Raw genomic sequence first — 22,993 nt, 5'->3', positions numbered from 1 at the left:
TCGACGAAAACGACAACGAGGTGGACCGCGCCCGGCAGATCTGCCGGGAACACAAACCCCACGGGGTGATCTTTCTGGGTTCCGACCGGAACCATTTCGGCCCCGATCTGGAGGAACTGGGCGTGCCCTGCCTGCTGATGACCAACACCGCCGCCACTGCGGCCATCGCCAACCTGTCCAGCGTCAGCGTGGACGACGTGGCCGCCGCCGCCCGGATGGTGGACCATCTGTGGACCAACGGCCACCGGCACATCGGGTTCATCGGGGGCGACCTGACCTCCTCCCAGCCCAGTTCCGCCCGTTTGAGTGGCTGCCTGAGCGAGTTTTCCCGCCGGGGCTTGTTCTTTGACCCCGCCCGCCAATACACCGCCGCCCGCTATACCCTGACCGGCGGCTACCAAGCCATGGAGCATCTGCTCAAGACCCTGCCCGACCTGACCGCGGTGTTCGCCTTCAGTGACATCATGGCCATCAGCGCCATGCGGGCGCTGCGGGACCACGGCCTGCGGGTGCCCGAAGATGTGTCGGTCTGCGGCTTCGACGGCATTGAATTGGCGGGGTATCTTTCCCCCCGGCTGACCACCATACGCCAGCCCGCCGAGCGGATGGCCGGGCGGGGCGTGGCCATTTTGATCCGCTGCATCGAGGAACAGACCGATGCCGTACACGAGCTGGTGCCCTACGAACTGGTGGAGGGCGAAAGTGTGCTGCATCTGCCCGGTGCGGACGAGACCCACTGACCGAAAGGAGGAATTGCCCATGCGCGCAAGCGGTGTGCTGATGCACTTGTCCAGCCTGCCTTCGCCCTACGGCGTCGGCACGATGGGCGCGGCGGCAAGGGCTTTTGTGGATTTTTTGGCGGCAGCTGGGCAGCGCTACTGGCAGTTGCTGCCCATCTGCCCCACCAGTTACGGGGACAGCCCCTACCAATCCTTTTCGACCTTTGCGGGCAACCCCTATCTCATCGATCTGGACGCGCTGGCCGAGGACGGCCTGCTGACGCCCGAAGAATACCAAACCATTGACTGGGAAAGCCCCCCTGACCGGGTCAACTACGGGGCCCTGTACCGCAAACGCTGGACGGTGCTGCGCAAAGCCTGTGACCGGCTTTTGCAGAACCCGCCCCCCGCTTACCGGGATTTTTGTGCGGCCAACGATTTTTGGCTGTCGGACTACGCCCTGTTCATGGCCCTGAAAGACGAGCATGACGGCCGGGCTTGGACCGAATGGGAACCCACCCTGCGCCGCCGGGACCCCGCCGCCTTGGACGCCGCCCGCGTCCGGTGCGCCGCGGCCATCGACTTTTGGCAGGGGGTGCAGTACCTGTTTTTTGCCCAGTGGCGGGCGCTGAAAGCCTACGCCAACGGGCGGGGCATCCGCATCATCGGGGACCTGCCCATCTATGTAGCCGCCGACAGCGTGGATGTCTGGAGCACGCCGGAGGCCTTCCAACTGGACGAGGAGCTGCTGCCCACCGAGGTAGCGGGCTGCCCGCCGGATGGGTTTTCGGCCACCGGCCAACTGTGGGGCAACCCGCTGTACGACTGGGACGCCATGGCCCAAGACGGCTATGCCTGGTGGGTACGGCGGTTCCGGGTGCTGTGCAGCACCTACGATGTCCTGCGCATCGACCACTTCCGGGGTTTTGCGGGGTACTATGCCATCCCTTACGGACAGCCTGACGCCTGCGGCGGACGGTGGCGGCAAGGCCCGGGCATGGCGCTGTTCCGCGCTGTGGAAGAAGCCTTGGGCAAACAGCCCATCATTGCCGAGGATCTGGGCTTTCTCACCGACGATGTGCGGGAGCTGCTGCACCAGACCGGCTACCCCGGCATGAAGGTGCTGGAATTTGCCTTTGACAGCCGGGACGGCGGGGACTATCTGCCCCACACCTACCCCCGGCACTGCGTGGTCTACACCGGTACCCACGACAACGAACCGGTGAACGGCTGGTTTGAAACCGCCCCCGCCCCGGACATTGCCCACGCGCTGGAATACCTGCCCCTGAGCCGGGAAGAAGGCTACCACTGGGGCATGATGCGGGCGGCTTGGTCCAGCGTGGCGGATCTGGCCATTGTACAAGCCCAAGACCTGCTGGGGCTGGGCCACGAAGCCCGGATGAACACCCCCTCCACCTTGGGGGGCAACTGGTGCTGGCGGGCGCTGTCCGGCGTCTTTGACGACGCTTTGGCCGCCAAGGTCCGCCGCCAGATGGAACTGTACGGCCGTCTGAACGGATAATCTTCGCTTTTTCCTGCGGGGTGGTCCTCCCCACCCCGGACTATACCCACCCGCCTGCGGTGCCTGCCGCAGGCGGGATTTTTTGGTTGACACCGCCGCGTTCCCCGTGCTACAATAGCCGCCGGGAATGAAGTTCTCCCTTGGGAAACCTAAACCGCTTTGTTAAGCTGATGACTTCTGTGAACGTATCGTCCGCAGAAAGGCATCAGCTTTTTTGCGTCTAAAAAAGGAGGATTCATCCATGTTTTCATCTCTCGCCTTCGTTATTCTGGTCGGGTTGGCACTGGCCGCCCTTTGTCAGGCCATCCGGCTGCCCCGCATCATCGGCATGCTGTTCACCGGCATTCTGCTGGGGCCCTACGTGCTGGACCTGCTGGACGATTCCCTGCTGGGCATCTCTGCCGACCTGCGCCAGATCGCCCTGCTCATCATCCTGCTGAAAGCCGGGCTGTCCCTGAATTTGGCCGACCTGAAAAAGGTGGGCCGCCCCGCCGTACTCATGGCTTGTCTGCCGGCTAGCTGCGAGATCTTGGCCTTTGTGCTGTTTGCCCCGCTGCTGCTGGGCCTGACCCGCCCGGAAGCCGCCGTCATGGGGGCGGTGCTGGCCGCCGTTTCCCCCGCCGTGGTGGTGCCCCGGATGGTCCAACTGATGGAATCCGGCTACGGCACCGACAAAAGCATCCCCCAACTGATCATGGCGGGGGCGTCCTGCGATGATATTTTCGTCATCGTCCTGTTTTCCACCTTTGTGGGCATCGCCCAAGGCGGCACCGCCCATTGGCAGGACTTTGCCGCCATCCCGGTTTCCATCGTGCTGGGCGTGGCGCTGGGCGCTGCCGCCGGCCTGCTGCTGGCCGCCTTTTTTGAGACCGCCTACGCCCACCGCCACACGGTGCGCAACAGCATGAAGGTGCTTATCGTGATGGGCATGGCCTTTTTGCTGATGGCGGTGGAAACTTGGCTGGAAGGCGTTGTTGCGGTGTCCGGCCTGCTGGCGGTGGTCAGCATGGCCTGCACGCTGAAACTTCGATGCACCGCCTTTGTTTCCCAGCGGCTGTCCGAAAAGTTCGGCAAGCTCTGGATCGCCGCCGAGGTCATGCTCTTTGTGCTGGTAGGCGCCGCCGTGGACATCCGCTACACCCTGAACGCCGGGTTGGCGGCGGTGGCCATGATCCTGCTGGCGCTGGTCTTTCGCGGGCTGGGGGTCTGCCTTTGCCTGCTGGGGACGCCCCTTCGCCGCAAAGAACGGCTGTTCTGCGTCATCGCCTATCTGCCCAAAGCCACCGTGCAGGCAGCCATCGGCTCGGTGCCGCTGGCGCTGGGCCTGCCCTGCGGGCAGTTGGTGCTCTCGGTGGCGGTGCTGGCCATCCTGCTCACCGCACCGCTGGGCGCTTTGGGGATGGACCTGACCTACCGCCGCCTGCTGAACAAGACCTGAACCCTCCACCATGCCAAAAGGCTCCCGCCCGGTAGAAACCGGGCAGGAGCCTTTTTGTGTCAACGTGCGCCGCGGCCCTGACCGCCCATGGCGCCGCCCATCTGGCCCGGGTTGCTTTCCGAGCCGTCGTTGGTGGTGACGTCGCCGCCGTTGTTGGCGTAGGTCCCGTCGCAGTCGATGGCCGTATTGCCGCTGCCGTTGCAGGTAAGGTTCAGCGTGCCGCCGTTGATGGTCAGCGCGCCATTGGAGTCCACACTGTCGCCCGTCGAAACGATGACGATCTCCCCGCCGTTGATGGTGATGCTGCTGTCCGACGAAGCCGAGAACTGTTCCTGCCCGGGGCGTGCGCCGCCAAAGCCGGAACTGTCCGCACCGCCCGCCGCGTTGATGCCGTCATCCGCAGAGGTGATGTCCAGCGAACCGCCGTTCACCGTCACCGACAATCCTTCGATGCCCTCGTAGCAATACGGGATCTGCAAGATGCCGTCTTGTATCGTGACCGCTGCGTCCGAATGTACGGCGTCGTCCCCGCTTTGCAGCAGATAGTCGCCGCCGGCGATCAGTATGTCGCCCCCGGCGTGGATGGCATCATCCACCGTGTCCAGCGTAAAGCTGCCCCCCGAGAGGGTGATGGTCCCATCCGCCTTGATGCCCTTTTGGCTGGTGGTATCCTCTTCCGTGGTGGCTGCGGCGTCCGTGGTGGTCTGGGTCGGGGCTGCACCGCCCTTGCCGGCGCCCATGGTGTCGGTGGCAAGGGTGACGCTTGCACTGCCCGCCCCGGTGGTCACCGTAAAGTCACCGTCGTCGATCTGCAGATAGCCGCTGGCGCTCAGGCCGTCGCCCTCCGCCGTGATGGCAAAGGTGCCCCCCGCGATATACAGATACCCCAGACTGGTGTCGTCGGTGTTTTCCGCGTGGATGCCGTCCTTGCCGGCGGTGATGGTGTAGCTGCCGCTGGCGATCCGCACGCTGTCCTTGCCGGAAATGCCGTGGCTGGCCGCCGTGATAAAATAGCTGCCGCTGGCGAGCACCAGATCATCCTTGGCCGCGATGCCGTGACCGGCGGCAGCGTTGATCGTCAGGGTGCCCGCGCCGTTGAGGGTCAGGTCGGTTTTGGAGAAGATCACCGCGTCAATGTTGTTGTCGTCGATGGCCACATACTCTCCGCCATTGGTCAGGACGTTTTCCGTCCCGGCTGCGGTGGTAATAAACACCTTATCCGCTTCCAAGCTATAAATGGCCGCGGAGGTCGCGTTGGTGATCTCGGCGCCGTCCAAGACTATCTGCACCTTGTCGGTGTCCTCCGCATCGACGACGACCATCCCGTTGTTCAGCACGCCGGACAGGATGTAGGTGCCTTCCTCGGTGAGGGTGATCGTACTGCCGGAGATCTGCACGGCATCGGAATCACTGGCGGCGCTGTCCCCCGACAGGGTGATCCGAACGCTGGTTTCTTCATCATAGCCGATCTCCAAATCCCGGTCGGTAAACATCTCCGACGGGTCGTCCGCCGCGGCGGCCGTTGTTTCGGCTTCGGTGGTGTCTGTGGACGCCGTCGGGACGGAGGATGCTACTACTTCGGCCGTCTGGGTGCCCCCGCAGGCCGAAAAGGTCAGCAGAACTGCCAACGCCAACGGCGAATATATTTTTTTCTTCACGCAAAATCCCCCTTTTACAGTTCGCCGATCAGGGTTTCCTGCGCGGAAATCGATATTTCAAGGTTCCCGTTTCGGCAGCGAAGCCGGTCGATCAGCTCTTTTTCTTTCTCTGCGGTTTTCAGCGTAAGGTTGTAGGTCAGCCGGAACAGACTGCCCATGTTGGTGGTTTTGACCATCGTCAGCTCGTGGGATGCGGCATAATGGTTGAGGCATCCGTGTAGTCCAGATCCTCGGGAATGGTGATATGAAGGGTCTTATACAGGGCAGCTTTCTTTTTGGCCCCAAAATCCAAGTGGTTATACAGGGCGCTGGCCCCGCCCAGCAGCAGGGCACACAAAAATGCGTAGGCAAGGTAGCCCATCCCGATGATCAGGCCGGTGCCCATTGCCAGAAAGATGGCGCCGATCTCCTTGGCCGACCCGGGGGCCGAGCGGAAGCGGACCAGACTAAAGGCACCGGCCACCGCCACACCGGTGCCCACATTTCCGTTGACCATCATAATGACCACGCAGACCACCGCGGGCAAAAGCGCCAAGGTAGCGACAAAACTTTTGGTATACCGGGTGCCGTACATGTAAAAGGCCGCCAAAATCAGCCCCACCACCAGCGCACTGGCCACACAAAGGAGAAAGTCCGACAAGGCAATGACGCCGGTCAGCTCGGTGTCGAACAGCCCCCGAAACACATCTGAAAACATCTCTTTGTTCCTCCTTATACACAATCCCGTTGGGTCCTGGCCATCATCTGCCGGTAGGCCGCCCCATATTTTGAGAACGAGGCGGGGTACACCCGAAGCCGGTTCAGTTCCCGGCTCATCCAAAGGGGCAGCCCGCCCGCCGTCTTGATCTCCATCAACGTCTGGCCCTCGGCAAGCAGCGGGGTGCCGCTGACCTTGCTTCCCAGACTAAAATTGTATTCCCGGTACAGGATGTTCTCGTCAAAGGTGACGCGGAACTCTCCCCCGTCCAAGGAATAATAGGCTTCTCTTTCATAGGCGAGAAACACCGTAGGGTGCAGCCCTGCGTAGTACGCCCGGAAATACTCGATCTCCTGCGCGATCTGGGAGTGTACGGGCAGGGGCAGGTTGTAGCGGAAAGCGTACATCGCCTGCTCCTCCGGCAGGGTGAGCCGACGCTTATATACGACGGACTGGTATTTCTTTTTCAGCTCGACGAAAACCGGGTCCTCTCCCGCTGCCGCTTGGTAGCTGCGAATGCGCAGCTTCTCTTTATAGGCCGGCTTTTCCAGCGAGCGCCGGATCAGCCGAAAGCTGCTTGTGTCATAGTAAATGTTCCGAATCATGGTACGCCCATAGCAGTCCAGCTTCATATAGGGTTCCATCACCCGCAAGATCCTTTCCTTTTGCTGGGATGTAAGCAGGTATTTGATCTCATAGCGCTTGAATGTTGCTTGATAGGCCATGGTAACTGATTGTACACCTCCTGAGCAGGACCCTTTTGCCGCCGGTCTTTTCGGCCGCTGCGGCAGAATCCCTTCCGTTCGAGGACAGTATACCGTCCAAACCTTAGACAAGCCTAAACCCGAAACTAAATTCTACTTTAAATTTGCCGTTGGCCGGCAGCCGCCAAAAAAAGGACGCCGCCCTCCGCAGGGCGGCGTCCTTACCATGCGCGGCGGCCCCCTTACAACGGGAAGGTCGCCACGATCCGCAGAGATTTTCCATCCGGCGAACTTGCGGTGATCTTGCCCTTGTGGGAATTGACAACCGCCGACGCAATGGAAAGCCCCAGCCCATAACCGCCGGTCTTGGAATTTCGGGATTTATCCGCGCGGTAAAACCGGTCGAACAGATGGGCCAGCTCTTCCCGGGAGATCTCGTCCGCAGTGTTCCACACGCTTAGCTGGAGGGTGTTTTTCTGCTTTTTCAGGGCAAGTTCAATCTTTCCGTCCGCGTTGGAATACTTCACGGCATTGTCCAGCAGAATGCTGATCAACTGCTGGATGGCCTTTTCGTCCCCCGTCATGGAAAGCATCGGCTCGATCTGCCCCGAAAGCGTTTTGTTGTGGGTTTTGGCAAGGGCTTGGAAGGTTTCCAGCGTTTCTTCCGCCACGTCCGAGATGGGGAACTCGATCTTCTCGGTCTGGGGCTGTTCTTCCATCCGCGACAGTTGGATCAAGCTGTTGGTCAGTTGGGCCAGCCGCTTGGTTTGGTTCTGGATGTCCTGCAGCCACTCGTTTTCCCCAAGGTCCATCTCCAGCACTTCCGCGTCTGCGTCAATGATGGTCAGCGGGGTTTTCAGTTCATGGCCGGCATCGGTGATGAACTGTTTTTGCTTCTCGTAATTTTCCGAAAAAGGCTTCACGATCCGCCCGGAAAGAACGACCAACAACAGCAGCACCGCCAGCAGACCGATCACCCCTACCCCGGCGCTTGTGAACAAAAAGGTGCGGAACGAGCGCATCTCTCGCCCATAGTCCAGAAAGATGATATGCACCTCGTCCCCTGCTGCGTACCGGATGTACCGGTAATCCCCCACAAAGCCCCGGGTCTTTCCCTCGGCAAAGACCGACTGCGCGTATTCTATGGCGGTTTCCGTATCGACCGCCGCGATCTTCCCGGTGTTTACCGACACCACCGTTCCATCGCTGTTCAGAAAAGTGGAAAAATACCGGGATTCATAAGGCAGTTCGGGGGAAAAAAGGTGGTTCCCTTTGGGCGCCGGCTCCCCCGAGAAGGACTCCCCTTCGGGGTGTTTGCCGTCGGGGAAATTGCCATCGTTTTCTTGTAAAATCGCCAGAATGCTGTCGGCGTCCGCCAAGATCTTTCTGTAATTCAGGATCCCTACCGTTCCAAAAATGATCGTCAGCACCAACAGCAGCGACACCATGGACGCAAGGATCAGTTTACTGCGCAGTGTGCGTATCATGCCATCTCCTCCAGTGTGTACCCGGCGTTCCGCATGGCCTTGATCTGGATGTTGGCGTGCAGCGCCGTCAGCTTTTTGCGAAGATACGAGATATATACCCACACCACATTGATTTCCGCTTCGCTGTCATACCCCCAGATCTTTTCCATAAACCGCTCCGAGGAGATCAGGTTCTTGGGGTTCGCCATCAGCATTTCCATCATCTGGAACTCTTTGTTCGCCAGCCGGTAGCTCCCGGAGGGGGTGGAAAGTTCGTAGGTGGCCCGGTCCAGCGTGACGTTGCCGATTTTCAGCCGCGAATCCGCCTGCGCCGTCTGAGTCCGGGTCATGGCCCGGATCCGCGCCAACAATTCCCTTGCATTGAAGGGCTTTGTGAGATAATCGTTCGCGCCGGCATCCAGACCAAGCACCTTGTCGTCCACCTCGGATTTGGCCGTCAACAGCAGTACCGGGATCAGGTTTCCCTTCTTCCGGATCTCCCGCAGCACGGTAATGCCATCCACCTTGGGCATCATGATGTCCAAAATCACGCCGTCATAGTTTCCCGCGTCCAGATACTCCAGTGCTTCCTGCCCGTCATAGGCCGCATCCACCGAATACTTGTTTCTCTCCAGAATGGTCGCCAGCGCCTTGGACAGCGCTTTTTCATCCTCCGCCAGTAAAAGTCTCATAGGGGGCACTCCTCTTTGCTTCGCCGTTGTTGCAGAAAGTGGGTCCTTATTTCTAACCCAATTATAGCATGCACGACGAAACTTAAATAGAAATAAAAATTGAAAATTGTCCGGCGTTTCTGCCCGTACCCATCCCACCGCCGGGAGTATGGGAACGGCAAGGCTGTAAAAAAGTCCCCGTCCACAGCCGCGAAAAACCGGGCGGTTGCCCTTGGGGGATTTTTTTGCTACACTGAAAGCAGAGGTGATCGTAATGGAGTTTTGCAGCGAACCCGGCCGGATTTTTGCGCTGGATGAAACAGGAAAACTGCTGGCGGAGGTGACCTTCCCCGAGCAGGCAGGGGTGGCCGTCATCAACCACACCTTTGTGGATGCCTCGCTGCGGGGCCAAGGCGTAGCCGGGCAGCTTTTGCGCGCAGTGGCGGACACCCTGCGCCGGGAAGGCCGCAAGGCCAAGCCCACCTGCTCCTACGCCGTACATTGGTTCCAGACCCACCCGGAAGAACAGGATTTGATGGGGTAAGCCTGCAAGCATCGCGAGCACAGAAGGTGCGCCAGAAGGTTTTTAGGAAAGGAAGTATGGTGATGAACAACGTTTCTTTGCAGACATCTGTAGCGGAAAAGATCAAGGCGCTGTATGCCATCTCACGGGAGTTGGAGCAACTGTTCCCCGGCAGGCACTACACACCGGACGGTCATATGATCGGCAGCATCGGGGAAGCCCTTGCCGCCAGCTACTACGGATTGCAACTGTTTGAAGCCTCTGCGGAAACCCATGACGCCAAGGCGCCCGACGGACGTCTGGTACAGATCAAAGCCACCCAGATTCAACGGGTTGCGCTGTCCAGCGAACCGGAATGGCTGCTCGTTTTGAAAATTCATCCCGACGGAACCTTTACCGAAGAGTACAACGGTCCGGGCACGCTGGTCTGGAACCACTGCGGAAAAATGCAAAAAAACGGCCAGCGCCCCATTTCTCTGGCGCTGCTCCGTAAGCTGCAAGCGGAAGTCCCGGTGGCCGACCGCCTGCCGCATTCCGTTTGACCGGAGCCGCAGAAGCCAAGTTCTTTCTGCTTAGGAAAACGCCGTTCCCGTTTTGGCAAGTTAGCACCGGGCCGGACACCGAAAGAGGCAGCGCCGGAATTTGTGCGGCGTGCACAAATTCCGGCGCTGTTTTTTTGTGTGGGCGAGCGGGTGTTTTTCGCCACAACTTCTTTTTCTATTTCGGTTGAACGGGTGGTCAGATCTAGGGCAAAAGCCGTTCTTACAACGTTTCCCCGTTGGTGGCAATAACGGTCTTGTACCAGTAGAAGGAATCCTTGCGGTACCGGGCATAATCCCCGGTGCCGTCGTCGTTGCGGTCCACATACAGGAAGCCGTACCGCTTTTTCAGTTCCCCGGTGGTAAAGCTGACCAGATCGATGCAGCCCCACGGGGTGTAGCCCATCAGGTCTACGCCGTCCTCCTCGACGGCTTTTTTCATCTGCTCGATATGGGCGCGCAGATAGGCAATGCGGGCCGGGTCATGGCAGGTCTTGTCCGGTTCCAGTTTGTCCACCGCGCCGAAACCGTTCTCCACAATAAACAGCGGCTTTTCGTACCGCTCGTACAGAACGTTCAGGGCGTAGCGCAGCCCCACCGGGTCGATGGTCCAGCCCCACTCGGTGGTGGTCAGGTGGGGATTGGGCACCGTATAGGGACTGCTGGCCGCGATGCGGGCCGACAGGTCTTTTTCCACCTGCGAGTTGACCACATTGGACATATAATAAGAAAAGCCGATATAATCCACCGTACCGTTGGCCAGAATCTCCTCATCCCGGGGCTCCATCCGAATATGGTACCCCTTTTGGGCAAACATCTTTTGTGCGTATCGGGGATAATGGCCGCGGCAATGGATGTCGGTGAAGAAATACCGCATATGCATCTCCTGTACCGAGAGCAGCATGTCCTCGGGGCGGCAGGAATAGGGGTAGATGGGGATCATGGCCACCATACAGCCGATGCGGTTTTCGGGGTCGATCTCATGGCCGATCCGCACCGCCATGGCACTGGCCACCAACTCGTGGTGGGCCGCCTGATACATGGTTTCCTCCGGGTTTTCGTGCTCGCTGAGCACAATGCCGGAATTGGTCCAAGCAAACAAGTCGTTGCGGATGTTCATCTGGTTGTTGATCTCGTTGAAGGTCATCCAGTACCGCACCTTGCCCTTGTACCGCTGAAAGCAAACCGTGGCAAACTTCACAAAAAAGTCGATCATCTTCCGGTTGGCCCAGCCACCATAGGCTTTGGCCAGATGCAGCGGCATCTCAAAGTGGCTGAGGGTGATCACCGGCTCGATGCCGTATTTGTGAAGCTCGGCAAACACCTCATCATAAAAACGCAGCCCTTCCTCGTTGGGTTCGGCCTCGTCCCCTTGGGGGAAAATCCGCGCCCAGGCAATGCTGGTGCGGAAACATTTGAACCCCATCTCGGCCAGCAGGGCGATGTCCTCCCGGTAATGGTGGTAAAAATCCACCGCGTCATGGTTGGGATACCGTTCGCCGGGCAGCACGCCGTCGGTGATCCGACGAGGGACACTGTGGGCCCCCGCCGTCAGCACATCACAGACGTTGGGGCCTTTTCCGCCTTCCTGCCATCCCCCTTCCAACTGATGGGCCGCCACAGCGCCTCCCCACAAAAAATCCTTCGGCAGCATAAATCGTGGTACCTCCTTTTGTATTCTCTCTCCCATCCTGCTTGCCAAGCCCTTGGCGCCGGCAAGGCCGCCCTTGGTCGATAGGGGCGGCGGCTTCGGGTTCTTCTACGTTTCATCTTACACAGCGGCGCCCCGGTTGGGAAGAGCGTTTGGTGATTTGGGAGTTTGTCACCCTGATTGGGGATTTGTTCCTGCCAAAAAACAAGACCACACCGCCGCTGCGCAGCGATGTGGTCCTATGTTTTGTCGGGAGGTCAGCCTTCTTGTTCTTCCAGCAGGCGATGGATCTCGTGGGCCAGCTTTTCCAGAATATACACCACCGGGATGGAGGAAGTCACATTGTATCCGCCGGGCAGCACCCGCATGGGGATGTAGTAGGCGATATTATAGTCCGAAATGCCGGCCAAGGTACACTGTTTGGTGTTGGTAATGCTGACGATGGTGGCCTTGCCTTTTTTCAGGCCGTCGATCTGCTTATACAGAAACCGCTGCTCCCCGCTGACCGACAGCGCCACCACCACCGTATCGTCATAGTTTCCATTCTCGGTAGGGTGGAACGGATCGTCCAGATAAAAGGCGCTTTTGCCCAGATTGGACAGATACCGGGCGCCGTACTTGCCCAGCGTACCGCTGGTGCCCATACCGATAAAAAACACCCGTTCTTTGCGGTAGATGATCTGCGCCACACGGCGAATGGAATCCGTTCAGGTCGCTGTCCTTCACCCGGGAAAAGAAGTCCTGAATAAAGGTATAATCCATCTCGGTATCGGCGGCCTGCTTTTCTTTCAAAAAAGCCCGCAGACGGTACTTGAACTCGGAATAGCCCTCACACCCCACCTTGCCGCAAAAGCGCAGGATGGTGGTAGCGGACACATGAAGCTGCTGGGCCAATTCCCGGATGGTCATGCCCGCCACTTCTTCCCCGTGGGAAACCACATAGTTATAGATCATGATCTCCAGATCATTCATCTGCCGGATCTGTTCATAGGTAAACACGGAAATCCTCCCTCTCTTCATGCGGGCCGGAAAATCACATTCTAGCTGTATTATACGAAAATCCCCCTGTCCACGCAAGCACAGGACCCCAAGACACCCCCTATTTTTCACAAAAAACAAGTTCCATTTGGCAGGAACATTTCACAATTTGTCCAAAACATCTTGCGTGGCAAGTCTTTCTGTGCGTATACTGGCAGTAGAGAACGCGAGTGCTTGCAGAGTTTTCATTCCACAGAAGACGGTTTTGTTGGCCAGCAAAACGCAGTCTTTTTCCCAAAAGAAGCGAGAAAGACAACAAGGAGGAATCTCAATGACCAATCAGGAGATCGCCGTTCGCGTTTTGGAGCTGGTCGGCGGTGCGAAAAACGTCAAAAATGTATACCACTGTGCCACACGCCTTCGCTTTACCCTGCAAACCGGCGAGTCGGTACAGACCGACGCGCTGAAACAAACCGACGGTGTGCTGAACGTTCTGGGCAGCGGCACCCAGATCCAGGTCGTCATCGGCAACAATGTAAACAAAGTGTACAACGAGTTGATGCCCCTGCTGCCCGCCACCGGCATCACCGCCCAAGACCAGCAGCCCGCCGCTGCCGAAAAGGGTCGTCCGCTGGACCGGATCTTCAATGCCATTTCCGGCATTTTTGCGCCTTACCTGCCGCTGCTGATGTGCTCCGGCATCATCACCGGTCTGCTGAGCCTTGCCAGTTCCATGAACTGGATCGACACCGCCGGCGGTACCTATGCCGTTTTGTCTGCCGCCAGCAACACCCTGTTCTACTTCTTCCCCATTTTGCTTTCCTTTACCGCTGCCAAGCAGTTCCATACCAACCCCTTTGTGGCTGTGATGATCGGCGGCGCGCTGATCCACCCCACCTTTATGGCCTTGTCTGAGGTGGAGGGCGGCGTCACCTTCCTGGGCATCCCCCTGATCATGCAGAGTTATACCAGCACGGTGCTGCCCGCCATCGCCGGTGTGGGCTTGTACGCCCTTGTGGACCATAAACTGTCCAAGGTCCTGCCGGACAGCATCCGCAATCTGGTCATCACACTGGTGGGTATGGTCGTCGTTGTGCCGCTGACCGCGCTGGTCTTCGGCCCTGTGGGCAACTCGCTGAGCACCCTGCTGGGCAACGGGCTCAACGCGCTGGTCCGCTTTAACCCCCTCATCGCCGGTATCATCGGCGGCGGTCTGTGCGGTTATATGGCTATGTTCGGTTTGCAATGGGGCATTATTCCCATCATCCTCATCAACATCAACAATCTGGGCTACGATTATTTCACCCCCATGTGGATGATGGGCCCGTATGCACAGGTGGGTGTGGCGCTGGCCGTTTTCCTGCGCAGCAAGGATACCGCCCTCAAGCAGTTGTCCCTCACCGGCTTCCTGACCGGTCTGTTCACCGGCGTGACCGAACCCATCCTCTACGGTCTGCTGACCAAATACAAAAAGCTCAACCTCTGCGTCATTCTGGGCGGTGCCGTGGGCGGCGCCGTGGTGGGCGTGACCCGTACCAAAGTGATGGCTTTCCTCTTTGCCGGCGTGCTGAACTTCCCCGGCTATTTTGGTCCCACCTTCCCCTACTACCTCATCGGCATGGTACTGTCCATCGGTGTGGCCGCCCTGCTGGCGCTGGTACTGGGATACGAAGATAAAAAAGCCTGAACCGACCGCACTGCGGCCCCGTTGAAAGGAGTGTCTGCCCTATGCCGCGGAACGATTATGACGAGATCCGCCGGAATTTTGACTCTTTTGTAGGTCTGCTGCCCCAGCGGGAACGTGCCGACCTGAACCAAGCCCTGCGCGGCATTTTTACCGTGGATGCCAAATGCTATCTCAGCTGTGCCAAGGCCTATGCCGACGGGTCCCAGCACACCGTGTTCGGCATGGAGTATTTTATCCGCGATATGCCTGCCGTTGACTTTTTCCACCGTCAGGTCTGCAACTACTATGCCCGTCTGGCCGGGGGGCAGGCCCAGCAGATCGCCCATGTGGTCTGTCTGGTGGGCCGCTACGGTGACCCTGCGCCGCTGTACGCCCGTTTTGACATGATGTTTGCCAACCACTGGGTACGCACCGACGCCGGTTGGCGCATTGATGAACTGCGGCTGGACATTCTGCCGGAGGACGGCAACTTTGAGGAATTTTCCTCGGGATGGTATTTCGAGGATCCCCACCCCAAGACCTATCCCGGGCTGCATCTGCCCTGCATCAACGGGGAACTGGATTCCCCATGGTTCCGCATTCCCGACGGGGAGGATGTCCTTACCGAGGAGGAAAAGGTGGCCGAAGCCTTTACCCGCTATGCCTTTGGCATCGACACGCTGTCCTTCTGCGAGGTGGAGAAGATCGCCTGCGAGGATGTGATCGCCGACATTCAGCCCTGGGGACCCATGGACAAACGCGGCTGGATCGCCGCTTTGAAGTACCACCGGCAGCGGGATCGTCTGTGGGGGCATTGTTGCCAGATCCAAGATTTGCGCATCGACGGTGATACCGCCTACCTGCATCTCTACCGCCTGTGCGGCCACAAACAGCGGGAACATCCCTATGTATACACCAACGAGAACGTGGACCAAGCCCACGCCTGCGCCAGCTATGATCTGGTGCTGAAGCGGGAGGACGGCCGCTGGAAGATCCAAAAATGCTGTTACTATCTGGGTCTCATCGAGATGGGTCCCTATCAGGAATAAGGCAGGCACAACGATGATTCAAACCGTAGAGGGGCCGCTCCCCCGCAGCCAGATCCACAACACGCTGGCCCATGAACATATGGTATTCGGCAAGCCCGGTTTTGCGCTGGATAGCGACAACCCCTACCAGCGGGACACCGCCTTCCGCCACGGCGTGGAACGGCTGGAGATGGTCAAACCCTTTCAAGTCGATCTTGTGGTAGACCCCACCACCATCGAATGGGGCCGCGACCCGCTGCTGCTGCGGCGGCTTTCCCGGGCCACCGGCGTGGCGTTGGTCTGCTGCACCGGCTATTTCAAGGACGAAGGGGATATGCTGGCCCACCTCAAAGCCCGCTCCTACTGCGAGGATCTGGAAGCCACGCTGGCCCAGGAATTTGAGAAGGAACTGGTACAGGGCATCGGCAACACCGGTGTACGGGCCGGGTTTCTGAAAGTCGCCTCCTCTTGGGGGGAGATCCGTCCGCTGGAAAAGACAATTTTTTCTGCCGCCGTCCGGGCCGCCCGCCGGTGCGATGTGGGCATCCTGACCCACTGCGAACGGGGTACCATGGCTGCCCAGCAGGCGGAACTGTTTCTTTCTTTGGGGATGGACCCCCGCCGGGTCATCCTTGGCCATATGACCAGCAACCGGGATCTGGCAGAAATCCGGGCTGTGGCCGATCAGGGATTCCGCGTGGGCTTCGACCAGTTCGGCATCCTTTCCATCCCCGGCATCCCCGACGATGAGGAAAAGTACCGCCACCTTTTGACGCTGGTGGAACAGGGGTACGGTGACCGCATCGTCTTGTCCCAAGACACCATCTGTGACCGCATGGGGTATGTGAGCAAAAGCAAACCCCGTTATCCGGATCAGATCTACCGGGAAGGCGTCCCGGAAGAAACGCTGCACCGGATGACCCGCGACACCCTTTTGGAGGTGCTGGACGACCGGACCGATGCACCTTCCCCTTGATTGAAAGGGAAATTCTTCCATTCAATATTCCCCACGGAACGCTCCATTGATCGGCCTTAACCGCATCTTCTCTGCCTGTTGATAGGCGCCGTTCCTTATTGCTATGGAACTGGGTGTTTCCTTCTAAACCAAAAGCCCCTGTGCTTTTCTGGAAGTAGAACGCTGCCCTTGGTTATATCCTTTCAGCGGCTGAAGGCGGACAATTTCTTCACGATAAAGCATTCCGCCATTTTTACATACTTTAGCATGGTGCATAAACGCCATGCTATTTTTTGTACAAAATTATAGTCTCCCTCTTTCTGCAATTATGCTATACTGGAAGAAAGTTTCATCCAGTCGAGATTTTCTGCCACACCTTTTTATACCTGTTGCGCCGACTTACACTGGGATTGTACAGCGCTGTTTGTTCCGCTCTCCATGCAAAGCATAGAACAAAGCATGCATACCTTGGAGGATGACTTCTCGCAAATTATAGACAGTAATATGGCCAGCGTTTTCTTTAAAGGGGTAGAAGGATCCGTATATGCAGATATTGAAGAGGAAGGAATATCTCGAAATATATCCACCCAAATCCAACCCATGCGGAGGAATTGTTCATGGAGCGCTTTTTTCAAAAGGAATACAATTTCATGGAACATTGGCGCACCGCCTTTGCTGCAGACGGCGCGCAGGGAATTGAACTGGCAAAAGCATATTTGCAGCAGCCTTCCGCACGACTTTCAGATGAAGAGCTCGAAGCGCCTTCTACCGAAGAAACCGTTTCCCTTTTGCAGGAAGCCCCAGATTCGTTTCAAAAAAGATTGGATCAAATCGACAATGTCTATGAGTTGCAAGCAACTATCTACACCCACTGCACAATTTTGGCCGAAAGGAAAATCCCTCTTTCTGCCGAAGAAAATCATCAATACTGTTTTCGTCTGGAGCAGATACTAAAGAGAGCTGCTTATTTATGCTCCCAGAATTTATTTCTCTTTCAAGGAACATTGCAGTCCATGCGCTTGCGCTCAGAGGAGGAATTCTTTCATGCAATTCTGTTTCCTTGGGAAGACCGTTGTCAGGTTCTAACGGTTGACCAGACCGGTCATGCCTCCTTGCATTCTCAATCGAGGGAAAAGGGCGTTCCGCAGCAAACGCGCACCTATACAGCTAGCCCAACCGCGGTGCGTCACCTATTGGATGAGGTCGCTGCTTCCTTTGCCGCAGAGCGAGAGGATTTGTGTGTATATGATGTAGGGACTTGGGAGCTGGAACTCACCAACACAGAAGGTCACGTCTATCTCTTTAAAGGGTACCTGTACGGGGAATCCGACGATATACAAACTCGGCTTTCAGAGTTGCTCCGAGAGACGTTTGGGTGTAAAAGTTTATTGGCTTTTGATGGAAACTGTCAGCCGGAGGACGCAATCCGGTATCTGAAGTTAGAATGTCGAAATCCAGATACCCAAGCAGCGGATTCTATGCAGCCAAATGAATGGTTCACGCTGGACAATGACACCGGCACGGTGGAATGGGTTAACCAACGCTACAACTACGGACGTTCATTGCATCACTATGAGTTTTCTGATTCTCTGAATCATATTCTTCGCCATTTTGGGAAGCGCCGGCTGTTTCAACAGCCGAAAATTCCTTCTGGGGAACTGATCTCGTACACAGAGGTCCCGCTATATACTATGACGGTTGAATTCGTGGACGGAACCAGGCAAGTATTAACCGGTCACTATGACAAATCCGAATTGCCGGAATGCTTTGAAACCCTGCTAAAACTGCTAACTACCTCACTTTGTCATTTGGACAATGGCAACATGCTGGATCCGGCAACATACAGCAGGGCCAGACGGCGTCAGGGTCAGCTAATCTATTGCAGCGTATCTTTTCACGATGGCGGAAAAACTTATTACTATCGGACCGACGACGACAGCTTCCATCCCGGTAACAAAGTGGTAGTCCCCGCAGGGAAAGACAGCCATCCGGCACTTGCAAAGATCGAAAAGGTAGAGTATTTTGCCCCACAAGAAGTTCCGTTTCCGGTAGAGCAAACGAAATGTATTCTTCGCCGTGCCAGCTCCCAAGACCTCGTAGATATCCCATGAGGGAGGGCCTCCCCCCCCTCAAAAGAACCCCGGCGACTATTTTCACCGGGGTTCTTTTTGTTCCTTTTTTCTTTGCCAAACTCCAAATACACTCTTGCCGCTTTTGCCTGTCACCGGTTCACAAATTCTTGACGCAACGTTTCAGCAACTCCGGCTTAAAACCCGCTCCTTTCTTACTGTATAATTGCCAACCTTTCCCCACCGCATCTCGGCTATCGCCATACCCTTTGTATCGTTTCCTTCCATTCAAAACGCTTTTGAAGCGGCAAAGTGCAGACGTTTTGCCCGCTGCACAAAAAAGCCTCCGCTGGAGGGCGGAGGCATTCCTGAGAAAATCAAGACTGGATTCGTTTTAGCTGGATAAATTGATGGTCTTCGTTGGCATGCGTGGGGAAGAGATAGAGGTTCCCTTTGCTGTCCACACAGATGTCATGGGCCCGCAGGTCGCTATTAAAGGTGCCAAGCTGCGCCACGATATGGTAGTCCAAGTCAAAGATGGTCAAATAACCGGCACGGCCGATCACATAAATATATTGGCCATCCGTGTCCACACCGGAAGGCTGGCCTAAATTGTGGATGATATAGGCCAGACAGTTGCCTTCGGTGTCGAACACTTGTACGGCGTCCTTTTCACGCTCACAGACCCAGATGTGATCGTTCTTATCCACCACCAGCGAATGGACAATGATAAACCGGCCGGGTGCTTCGGTATCTACATCCCAGACCCCTTCTCCGCCCCACGTTTTGCGAAGTTTCCCGTTGGCGTCAAAGATATGAACGGCCGTATTGCCGTACCCGTCGGTAAAGACATACTCTCCCTGAGAGGTCATGCCCGCATCGGTAGGCATATTGAAGGGTTCCCCCAGTCTATTCCGGCGCTTAGCTGCCTCCACAAACATCCAAGTCATGGGCATGGCGTTGCAAGGCTCGGTAGGGTACAGGGCCTTCCGGCGCGTGCGGGCGCAGTAGCCCACATCCATTCCCGTGTCCGACGGATGATCATATTGCCCAAAATCTCGTACAAACTGCCCCTCCAGTGTCAGTTCCCGGACAATATGGTGGTTGGAGTCCGCCACAAGGAGTGTGTCCTGCGGGGTATAGTAAATAAAATGAACATTATCTCCCAACTGACCACGACCGATACAGCGCACAAACGTACCATCCGGCTGCAGCACGGCAATCATACTTTCTTTGGCGCGCACCACCACATACAGGGTGTCATCCGGTCCCACGCAGCCGCCGGGGATACAGCCGTTGGCCACTTCGGGAGGCAGGTTGCGGGGATAATCCACTTTATATTCGTAGCGGAACGAACCGCCTTCATAAATGGTTTTTTGCCGGGAATCCCGATCCGCATCGGCATAGATTGTCTTCATCACAACAGCTTCCTCCTTATTCCGCGTTCCATTTTGCTTCTGCCTTTTTGACAAAGCGGCCATCTTTCACCGTAGCGAACAGCAGCAGCGCAAGCGTTTCCAGTACCAACAACGCGCTGTACGAAGCCGCATAACCGCCAAAATTGGTGGAAATTTGGGTAATGAACAGAACGCCCATAGAACTGATGATTTGGTTGATGGGGTAGATCACGCTGTAAGCACGAGCAAAATTCGCAGGCCCCCAATACTCGGCGGTAAGAGAGGTCAGGAAGTTGGCGGCGCCGCCTACCACAGCACCCGCCAATGCAAGGCCCACGATCAAAAGCGGCAAGGAGCCGGTACGCTGTGCCAAAATACAGAAGACCGAAGAAAGAATGGCGCATACAAAGACCACCATGGTTGCAATGCGAGGGCTCTTTTTGGCATCCAAAAGACCAAACAGGTAGCTGAACACGCACCCGCACAACGCGGTAAAAAGCATGAGGTTGCCAGCGGTGGAGGCTTCGTAGCCGATGCTGAGCATAAACAAGAAATTCGTGCTCATGACGCCGCCGCCAAACAATCCGGCTGCGCCAATCGTCAGACCGATGATCCACGTTTCCTTGACTTGAATCATCCGGGCGACTGTCCAAGGGCTGCGGGCATCCTGTGCCTTGACCTCTGCCTGCATCCGGGCAATTTCTTCACTGCTCAGGCTGCGGTCATTATCCGGCGCGTAACCGGCATCTTCCGGATAATCTTTGACGAAGGTCACCAGCAAAACCAGCGCTGCAACCGACAGGACCGCAGAGAACATACATCCGTAGTTCAGCCCCCAAAGATTTCCGATAAAGCTGACGATCTTGGAGATGGTTCCTGCCCCCAGCGGCACAGCAATGGTGACAATGCCCATAACGATTCCTTTTTTGTGCGGGAACCAGCGGGCGATCAGAATCGGGTTCAGGCCGTACACCCAGGTGATGACCGAGCAGATGAGCAGCACCTCCACCACACACATCAGCACATAATTGGAAATGTGGGGCAGAATAAACAAACAAACCGTGGTAATGGCCGCCAGAACCAACTGGATGTTATGCAGCGGCACCCGACTAACCATACGGGGAAAAAGAAAGCACGTACCAATGCAAATAACCTGACCAATCGACAAAAGGCTCATGAGCCACGTTGTGTCCCATGCATACGTATCTGCCCAGAAGCCGATAAAGTTTTGCCAGCCGCTGGAAATACTGGGCGAGAGATAAAAACAGAGGAACAGATAGACAACCATCAGCCAGCCTTTGGCACCCAAATCCTGTGTAGGCTTTTTGGTTGTTGCGGACTGTGTCATTACGGATTTCCACCTTTCTGAAATTATTTTTGTGGAGCACTCCTCTTGTCTCTATTGTACCAGCAGCCGCCGGCCATTGTACACTTCCATCTGTGGCACGTTTAGTATGACCGCTATGTAATAGCCCGCTGCGGAATGCACAAAAATAGTCCTTTCGGCTTTCACACATTGCCGAAAGGACTGGCGTATCATACCTATTACAAGTTTTCAAGTGCCGCTTGGTTTTGCGTAAAGTAATACCGTACAGACCGGATAAATGATTCCCACTGCGGTAAAAGTTCGGGCTTTTGCCGGGCAAACAGCAGGATTTTGCCGCAGTGCCGCAGCTCTTCCATCGGAATAAAGCGCACCTGCCCTTCGGCAGGGCTGCCATGGAATAAAGCCGGCATCGGGATACACACCGTGTATCCCAACCCTTTGATACTGGCTTGAAACAAAAGGGCTTGTTCATCCAATTCAATAAGGGTATTTCGTAAGCCGGACTGGGCAAAGCACTGTTCCAAAATAGTCTTTGTATCGCCAAATCTACTGCAAAACAGCGTCTTGTTTTGCAGCTCTGTCAGGGAAACGGTCTTTCTTTCATAAAATTCCTGTCCGGGCGATGCCACAAGGTAATACCCTGCTTGCATCAATACTTCTTGGTAGAGCCGCTCTTCATGCACCGGCATCAGGCTGATGCCCAGATCCGCCTTGCCCTCCACCACTTTTCGTGTAATGGTACGGGTGTTGGCCAATTCCACCTGTATCTCCGTTAACGGATGTTCCTTTTCATATTCCGATGCCACGCTTTTCATAAGACCGATGGCCGAAAGGACCCGAATCTGGCTGCAGTTTTTGCGATTTGCCTGCCGCGCCTGCACCAGCCCGGCATCTAACGCATCAAAAGCCTGCTGTACCGCCTGCAAATAGCAAGCACCGGCTTCCGTTAGGACCACCCGATTGGCGGTGCGCTGAAACAACCGCAGATCGAGTTCTTTTTCCAACCTTGCAATAGAGCGGCTTAGGGCCGGCTGGGTTATATAAAGCGCTTGTGCGGCTTTTGTTATGCTTTGAAAATGCGCTACCGTAACAAAGTAGCGTAACTGCATCAGTTCCATACCATACCGCCCTTCTGCTTTTTTGTATTTTACCATAGTTTTTTTGTTACTGTAAATATCCCGTTTGCACGGAAAAGCGAGGATTCCTTACGAATGGATGTAAAATTTCAAAGTTCCAAATACGCTGCCCGCCCTCAAAAATCCGGTTGGGACCATTGGAACACGACCCAGCGAGCCCCTATCCTAAAAAAAGAGCAGTGCCCAAAAAGCACTGCTCTTGGTATACCGGGGGGATTCAAGCGCTTCCCCTTTTCAGCCGCCGCCTGCTCTGGCGGCAGGGAGGTTTATTCCAGTTCAAAGGCGCCGGTGTAGAGCTGGTAGTACTGTCCCTTGGCGGCGATGAGTTCGGCGTGACTGCCTCGCTCGATGATGCGGCCGTGGTCCAGCACCAGAATGACGTCGGCGTTTTGCACCGTGGACAGCCGGTGGGCGATGACAAAGGTGGTGCGCCCTGCCATCAGGGCGTCCATGCCGTCCTGCACCAGCTTTTCGGTGCGAGTGTCGATGGAGGAGGTGGCCTCGTCCAGAATCATTACCGGCGGGTCGGCCACCGCCACCCGGGCGATGGAAAGCAACTGCCGCTGGCCCTGACTTAGGTTGGCGCCGTTCTCGGTAAGGGGGGTGTCGTACCCTTGGGGCAGCCGGGTGACGAAATCATCGGCCCCGGCCAGCTTTGCCGCGGCGATGCAGTCCTCGTCGGTGGCATCCAGCCGCCCGTAGCGGATGTTGTCCATCACGGTGCCGGTAAAGAGGTTGGTGTCCTGCAGCACAATGCCCAGACTGCGGCGCAGGTCGCCCTTTTTGATTTTGCGGATGTTGATGCCGTCGTAGCGGATCTTGCCGTCGGCAATGTCGTAGAAACGGTTG

The 22,993-nt window shown here is 56.7% G+C and carries 19 protein-coding genes, 2 pseudogenes and 1 riboswitch; of the genes and pseudogenes, 9 read left to right on the top strand and 12 right to left on the bottom strand.

Annotation, left to right across the window (positions count from 1 at the left end):
* The 3 genes from Q0526_RS17355 to Q0526_RS17345 all read left to right on the top strand — a co-directional run.
* Positions 1 to 740 (top strand): substrate-binding domain-containing protein (locus Q0526_RS17355; RefSeq protein ID WP_298736425.1); only part of this gene is annotated, 740 nt, incomplete at its 5' end.
* Positions 658 to 2,241 carry a 4-alpha-glucanotransferase gene (malQ, locus tag Q0526_RS17350; protein WP_298736422.1) on the top strand — a complete coding sequence of 528 codons (1,584 nt, stop codon included), beginning with the start codon at positions 658 to 660 and terminating at the stop codon, positions 2,239 to 2,241. The genes Q0526_RS17355 and malQ, both read left to right, overlap by 83 nt.
* 114 nt (positions 2,242 to 2,355) lie before the next feature.
* A riboswitch (Fluoride riboswitch) is annotated at positions 2,356 to 2,428 on the top strand.
* Between the two features lie 54 nt (positions 2,429 to 2,482).
* On the top strand, positions 2,483 to 3,679 hold the full coding sequence (locus tag Q0526_RS17345) for a cation:proton antiporter (RefSeq protein ID WP_298736420.1): 1,197 nt from the start codon (positions 2,483 to 2,485) through the stop codon (positions 3,677 to 3,679).
* 59 nt (positions 3,680 to 3,738) lie between these two features.
* Here the strand turns inward: Q0526_RS17345 and Q0526_RS17340 are convergent, their stop codons facing one another.
* The 5 genes and pseudogenes from Q0526_RS17340 to Q0526_RS17320 all read right to left on the bottom strand — a co-directional run bounded on the left by Q0526_RS17340 (position 3,739) and on the right by Q0526_RS17320 (position 8,896).
* Complete coding sequence (locus Q0526_RS17340; protein WP_298736416.1) at positions 3,739 to 5,337, bottom strand: carbohydrate-binding domain-containing protein; 1,599 nt, start codon at positions 5,335 to 5,337, stop codon at positions 3,739 to 3,741.
* A 14-nt stretch (positions 5,338 to 5,351) separates the two neighbouring features.
* Positions 5,352 to 6,034, bottom strand: a pseudogene (locus Q0526_RS17335) (DUF4956 domain-containing protein).
* A gap of 14 nt (positions 6,035 to 6,048) precedes the next feature.
* Positions 6,049 to 6,759, bottom strand: a complete 711-nt coding sequence (locus Q0526_RS17330; protein ID WP_298736413.1) for a polyphosphate polymerase domain-containing protein — start codon at positions 6,757 to 6,759, stop codon at positions 6,049 to 6,051.
* A 221-nt stretch (positions 6,760 to 6,980) separates the two neighbouring features.
* Positions 6,981 to 8,225, bottom strand: coding sequence for a HAMP domain-containing sensor histidine kinase (locus tag Q0526_RS17325; protein ID WP_298736411.1), 1,245 nt, complete (start codon positions 8,223 to 8,225; stop codon positions 6,981 to 6,983).
* A complete protein-coding gene (locus Q0526_RS17320) occupies positions 8,222 to 8,896 on the bottom strand; it encodes a response regulator transcription factor (RefSeq protein ID WP_298736408.1) in 675 nt (224 codons plus the stop codon). The genes Q0526_RS17325 and Q0526_RS17320 overlap by 4 nt, the downstream gene beginning before the upstream one ends.
* Positions 8,897 to 9,107: 211 nt before the next feature.
* Between Q0526_RS17320 and Q0526_RS17315 the strand changes: the two genes are divergently transcribed.
* Both Q0526_RS17315 and Q0526_RS17310 read left to right on the top strand, forming a co-directional pair.
* A complete protein-coding gene (locus Q0526_RS17315; RefSeq protein WP_366522141.1) occupies positions 9,108 to 9,419 on the top strand; it encodes a GNAT family N-acetyltransferase in 312 nt (103 codons plus the stop codon).
* A gap of 62 nt (positions 9,420 to 9,481) precedes the next feature.
* Positions 9,482 to 9,940: a hypothetical protein gene (locus Q0526_RS17310; RefSeq protein WP_298736405.1), complete on the top strand. Its 459-nt coding sequence runs from the start codon at positions 9,482 to 9,484 to the stop codon at positions 9,938 to 9,940.
* A 220-nt stretch (positions 9,941 to 10,160) separates the two neighbouring features.
* On the opposite strand, the gene Q0526_RS17305 is transcribed toward Q0526_RS17310, so the two are convergent.
* The 3 genes and pseudogenes from Q0526_RS17305 to Q0526_RS18875 all read right to left on the bottom strand — a co-directional run.
* The gene (locus Q0526_RS17305) at positions 10,161 to 11,591 is read right to left on the bottom strand and encodes a 6-phospho-beta-glucosidase (protein ID WP_298736402.1); all 1,431 of its coding nucleotides are present in this window, start codon (positions 11,589 to 11,591) and stop codon (positions 10,161 to 10,163) included.
* Between the two features lie 254 nt (positions 11,592 to 11,845).
* Positions 11,846 to 12,277, bottom strand: coding sequence for an SIS domain-containing protein (locus tag Q0526_RS17300; RefSeq protein ID WP_298736400.1), 432 nt, complete (start codon positions 12,275 to 12,277; stop codon positions 11,846 to 11,848).
* A 166-nt stretch (positions 12,278 to 12,443) separates the two neighbouring features.
* Positions 12,444 to 12,542, bottom strand: a pseudogene (locus tag Q0526_RS18875) (transcriptional regulator); the annotation flags it as partial.
* 355 nt (positions 12,543 to 12,897) lie between these two features.
* On the opposite strand from Q0526_RS18875, the gene Q0526_RS17290 reads away from it, so the two are divergent.
* The 4 genes from Q0526_RS17290 (at position 12,898) to Q0526_RS17275 (ending at position 18,326) form a co-directional block, all read left to right on the top strand.
* The gene (locus Q0526_RS17290) at positions 12,898 to 14,253 is read left to right on the top strand and encodes a PTS transporter subunit EIIC (protein ID WP_298736394.1); all 1,356 of its coding nucleotides are present in this window, start codon (positions 12,898 to 12,900) and stop codon (positions 14,251 to 14,253) included.
* Positions 14,254 to 14,294: 41 nt separating this feature from the next.
* The gene (locus tag Q0526_RS17285; protein ID WP_298736390.1) at positions 14,295 to 15,281 is read left to right on the top strand and encodes a nuclear transport factor 2 family protein; all 987 of its coding nucleotides are present in this window, start codon (positions 14,295 to 14,297) and stop codon (positions 15,279 to 15,281) included.
* 13 nt (positions 15,282 to 15,294) lie between these two features.
* The gene (locus tag Q0526_RS17280; protein ID WP_298736388.1) at positions 15,295 to 16,236 is read left to right on the top strand and encodes a phosphotriesterase-related protein; all 942 of its coding nucleotides are present in this window, start codon (positions 15,295 to 15,297) and stop codon (positions 16,234 to 16,236) included.
* Positions 16,237 to 16,832: 596 nt separating this feature from the next.
* Positions 16,833 to 18,326, top strand: coding sequence for a hypothetical protein (locus tag Q0526_RS17275; RefSeq protein ID WP_298736386.1), 1,494 nt, complete (start codon positions 16,833 to 16,835; stop codon positions 18,324 to 18,326).
* 335 nt (positions 18,327 to 18,661) lie between these two features.
* On the opposite strand, the gene Q0526_RS17270 is transcribed toward Q0526_RS17275, so the two are convergent.
* The 4 genes from Q0526_RS17270 to Q0526_RS17255 all read right to left on the bottom strand — a co-directional run.
* Complete coding sequence (locus tag Q0526_RS17270; protein WP_298736383.1) at positions 18,662 to 19,705, bottom strand: hypothetical protein; 1,044 nt, start codon at positions 19,703 to 19,705, stop codon at positions 18,662 to 18,664.
* Positions 19,706 to 19,718: 13 nt separating this feature from the next.
* Positions 19,719 to 21,029, bottom strand: a complete 1,311-nt coding sequence (locus Q0526_RS17265; protein WP_298736381.1) for an MFS transporter — start codon at positions 21,027 to 21,029, stop codon at positions 19,719 to 19,721.
* Between the two features lie 197 nt (positions 21,030 to 21,226).
* Positions 21,227 to 22,126: a LysR family transcriptional regulator gene (locus Q0526_RS17260; protein WP_298736379.1), complete on the bottom strand. Its 900-nt coding sequence runs from the start codon at positions 22,124 to 22,126 to the stop codon at positions 21,227 to 21,229.
* A gap of 284 nt (positions 22,127 to 22,410) precedes the next feature.
* Positions 22,411 to 22,993: ATP-binding cassette domain-containing protein (locus Q0526_RS17255; RefSeq protein WP_298736377.1), on the bottom strand; the 583-nt coding region annotated here is incomplete at its 5' end.

It is taken from the genome of uncultured Subdoligranulum sp. (assembly GCF_937890665.1).
Note: the sequence above shows the minus strand (reverse complement) of the source record. Positions and strands in the feature narration are given on the sequence as shown.

What these genes read in the sequence shown, in the direction of transcription:
- Q0526_RS17345 (WP_298736420.1), top strand. Translation starts at nt 2,483, where the DNA reads ATGTTTTCATCTCTCGCCTTCGTTATTCTGGTCGGGTTGGCACTGGCC.
- Q0526_RS17285 (WP_298736390.1), top strand. Translation starts at nt 14,295, where the DNA reads ATGCCGCGGAACGATTATGACGAGATCCGCCGGAATTTTGACTCTTTT.
- Q0526_RS17275 (WP_298736386.1), top strand. Translation starts at nt 16,833, where the DNA reads ATGGAGCGCTTTTTTCAAAAGGAATACAATTTCATGGAACATTGGCGC.
- Q0526_RS17320 (WP_298736408.1), bottom strand. Translation starts at nt 8,896, where the DNA reads ATGAGACTTTTACTGGCGGAGGATGAAAAAGCGCTGTCCAAGGCGCTG.
- Q0526_RS17310 (WP_298736405.1), top strand. Translation starts at nt 9,482, where the DNA reads ATGAACAACGTTTCTTTGCAGACATCTGTAGCGGAAAAGATCAAGGCG.
- Q0526_RS17260 (WP_298736379.1), bottom strand. Translation starts at nt 22,126, where the DNA reads ATGGAACTGATGCAGTTACGCTACTTTGTTACGGTAGCGCATTTTCAA.
- malQ (WP_298736422.1), top strand. Translation starts at nt 658, where the DNA reads ATGCCGTACACGAGCTGGTGCCCTACGAACTGGTGGAGGGCGAAAGTG.
- Q0526_RS17290 (WP_298736394.1), top strand. Translation starts at nt 12,898, where the DNA reads ATGACCAATCAGGAGATCGCCGTTCGCGTTTTGGAGCTGGTCGGCGGT.
- Q0526_RS17305 (WP_298736402.1), bottom strand. Translation starts at nt 11,591, where the DNA reads ATGCTGCCGAAGGATTTTTTGTGGGGAGGCGCTGTGGCGGCCCATCAG.
- Q0526_RS17265 (WP_298736381.1), bottom strand. Translation starts at nt 21,029, where the DNA reads ATGACACAGTCCGCAACAACCAAAAAGCCTACACAGGATTTGGGTGCC.
- Q0526_RS17325 (WP_298736411.1), bottom strand. Translation starts at nt 8,225, where the DNA reads ATGATACGCACACTGCGCAGTAAACTGATCCTTGCGTCCATGGTGTCG.
- Q0526_RS17330 (WP_298736413.1), bottom strand. Translation starts at nt 6,759, where the DNA reads ATGGCCTATCAAGCAACATTCAAGCGCTATGAGATCAAATACCTGCTT.
- Q0526_RS17280 (WP_298736388.1), top strand. Translation starts at nt 15,295, where the DNA reads ATGATTCAAACCGTAGAGGGGCCGCTCCCCCGCAGCCAGATCCACAAC.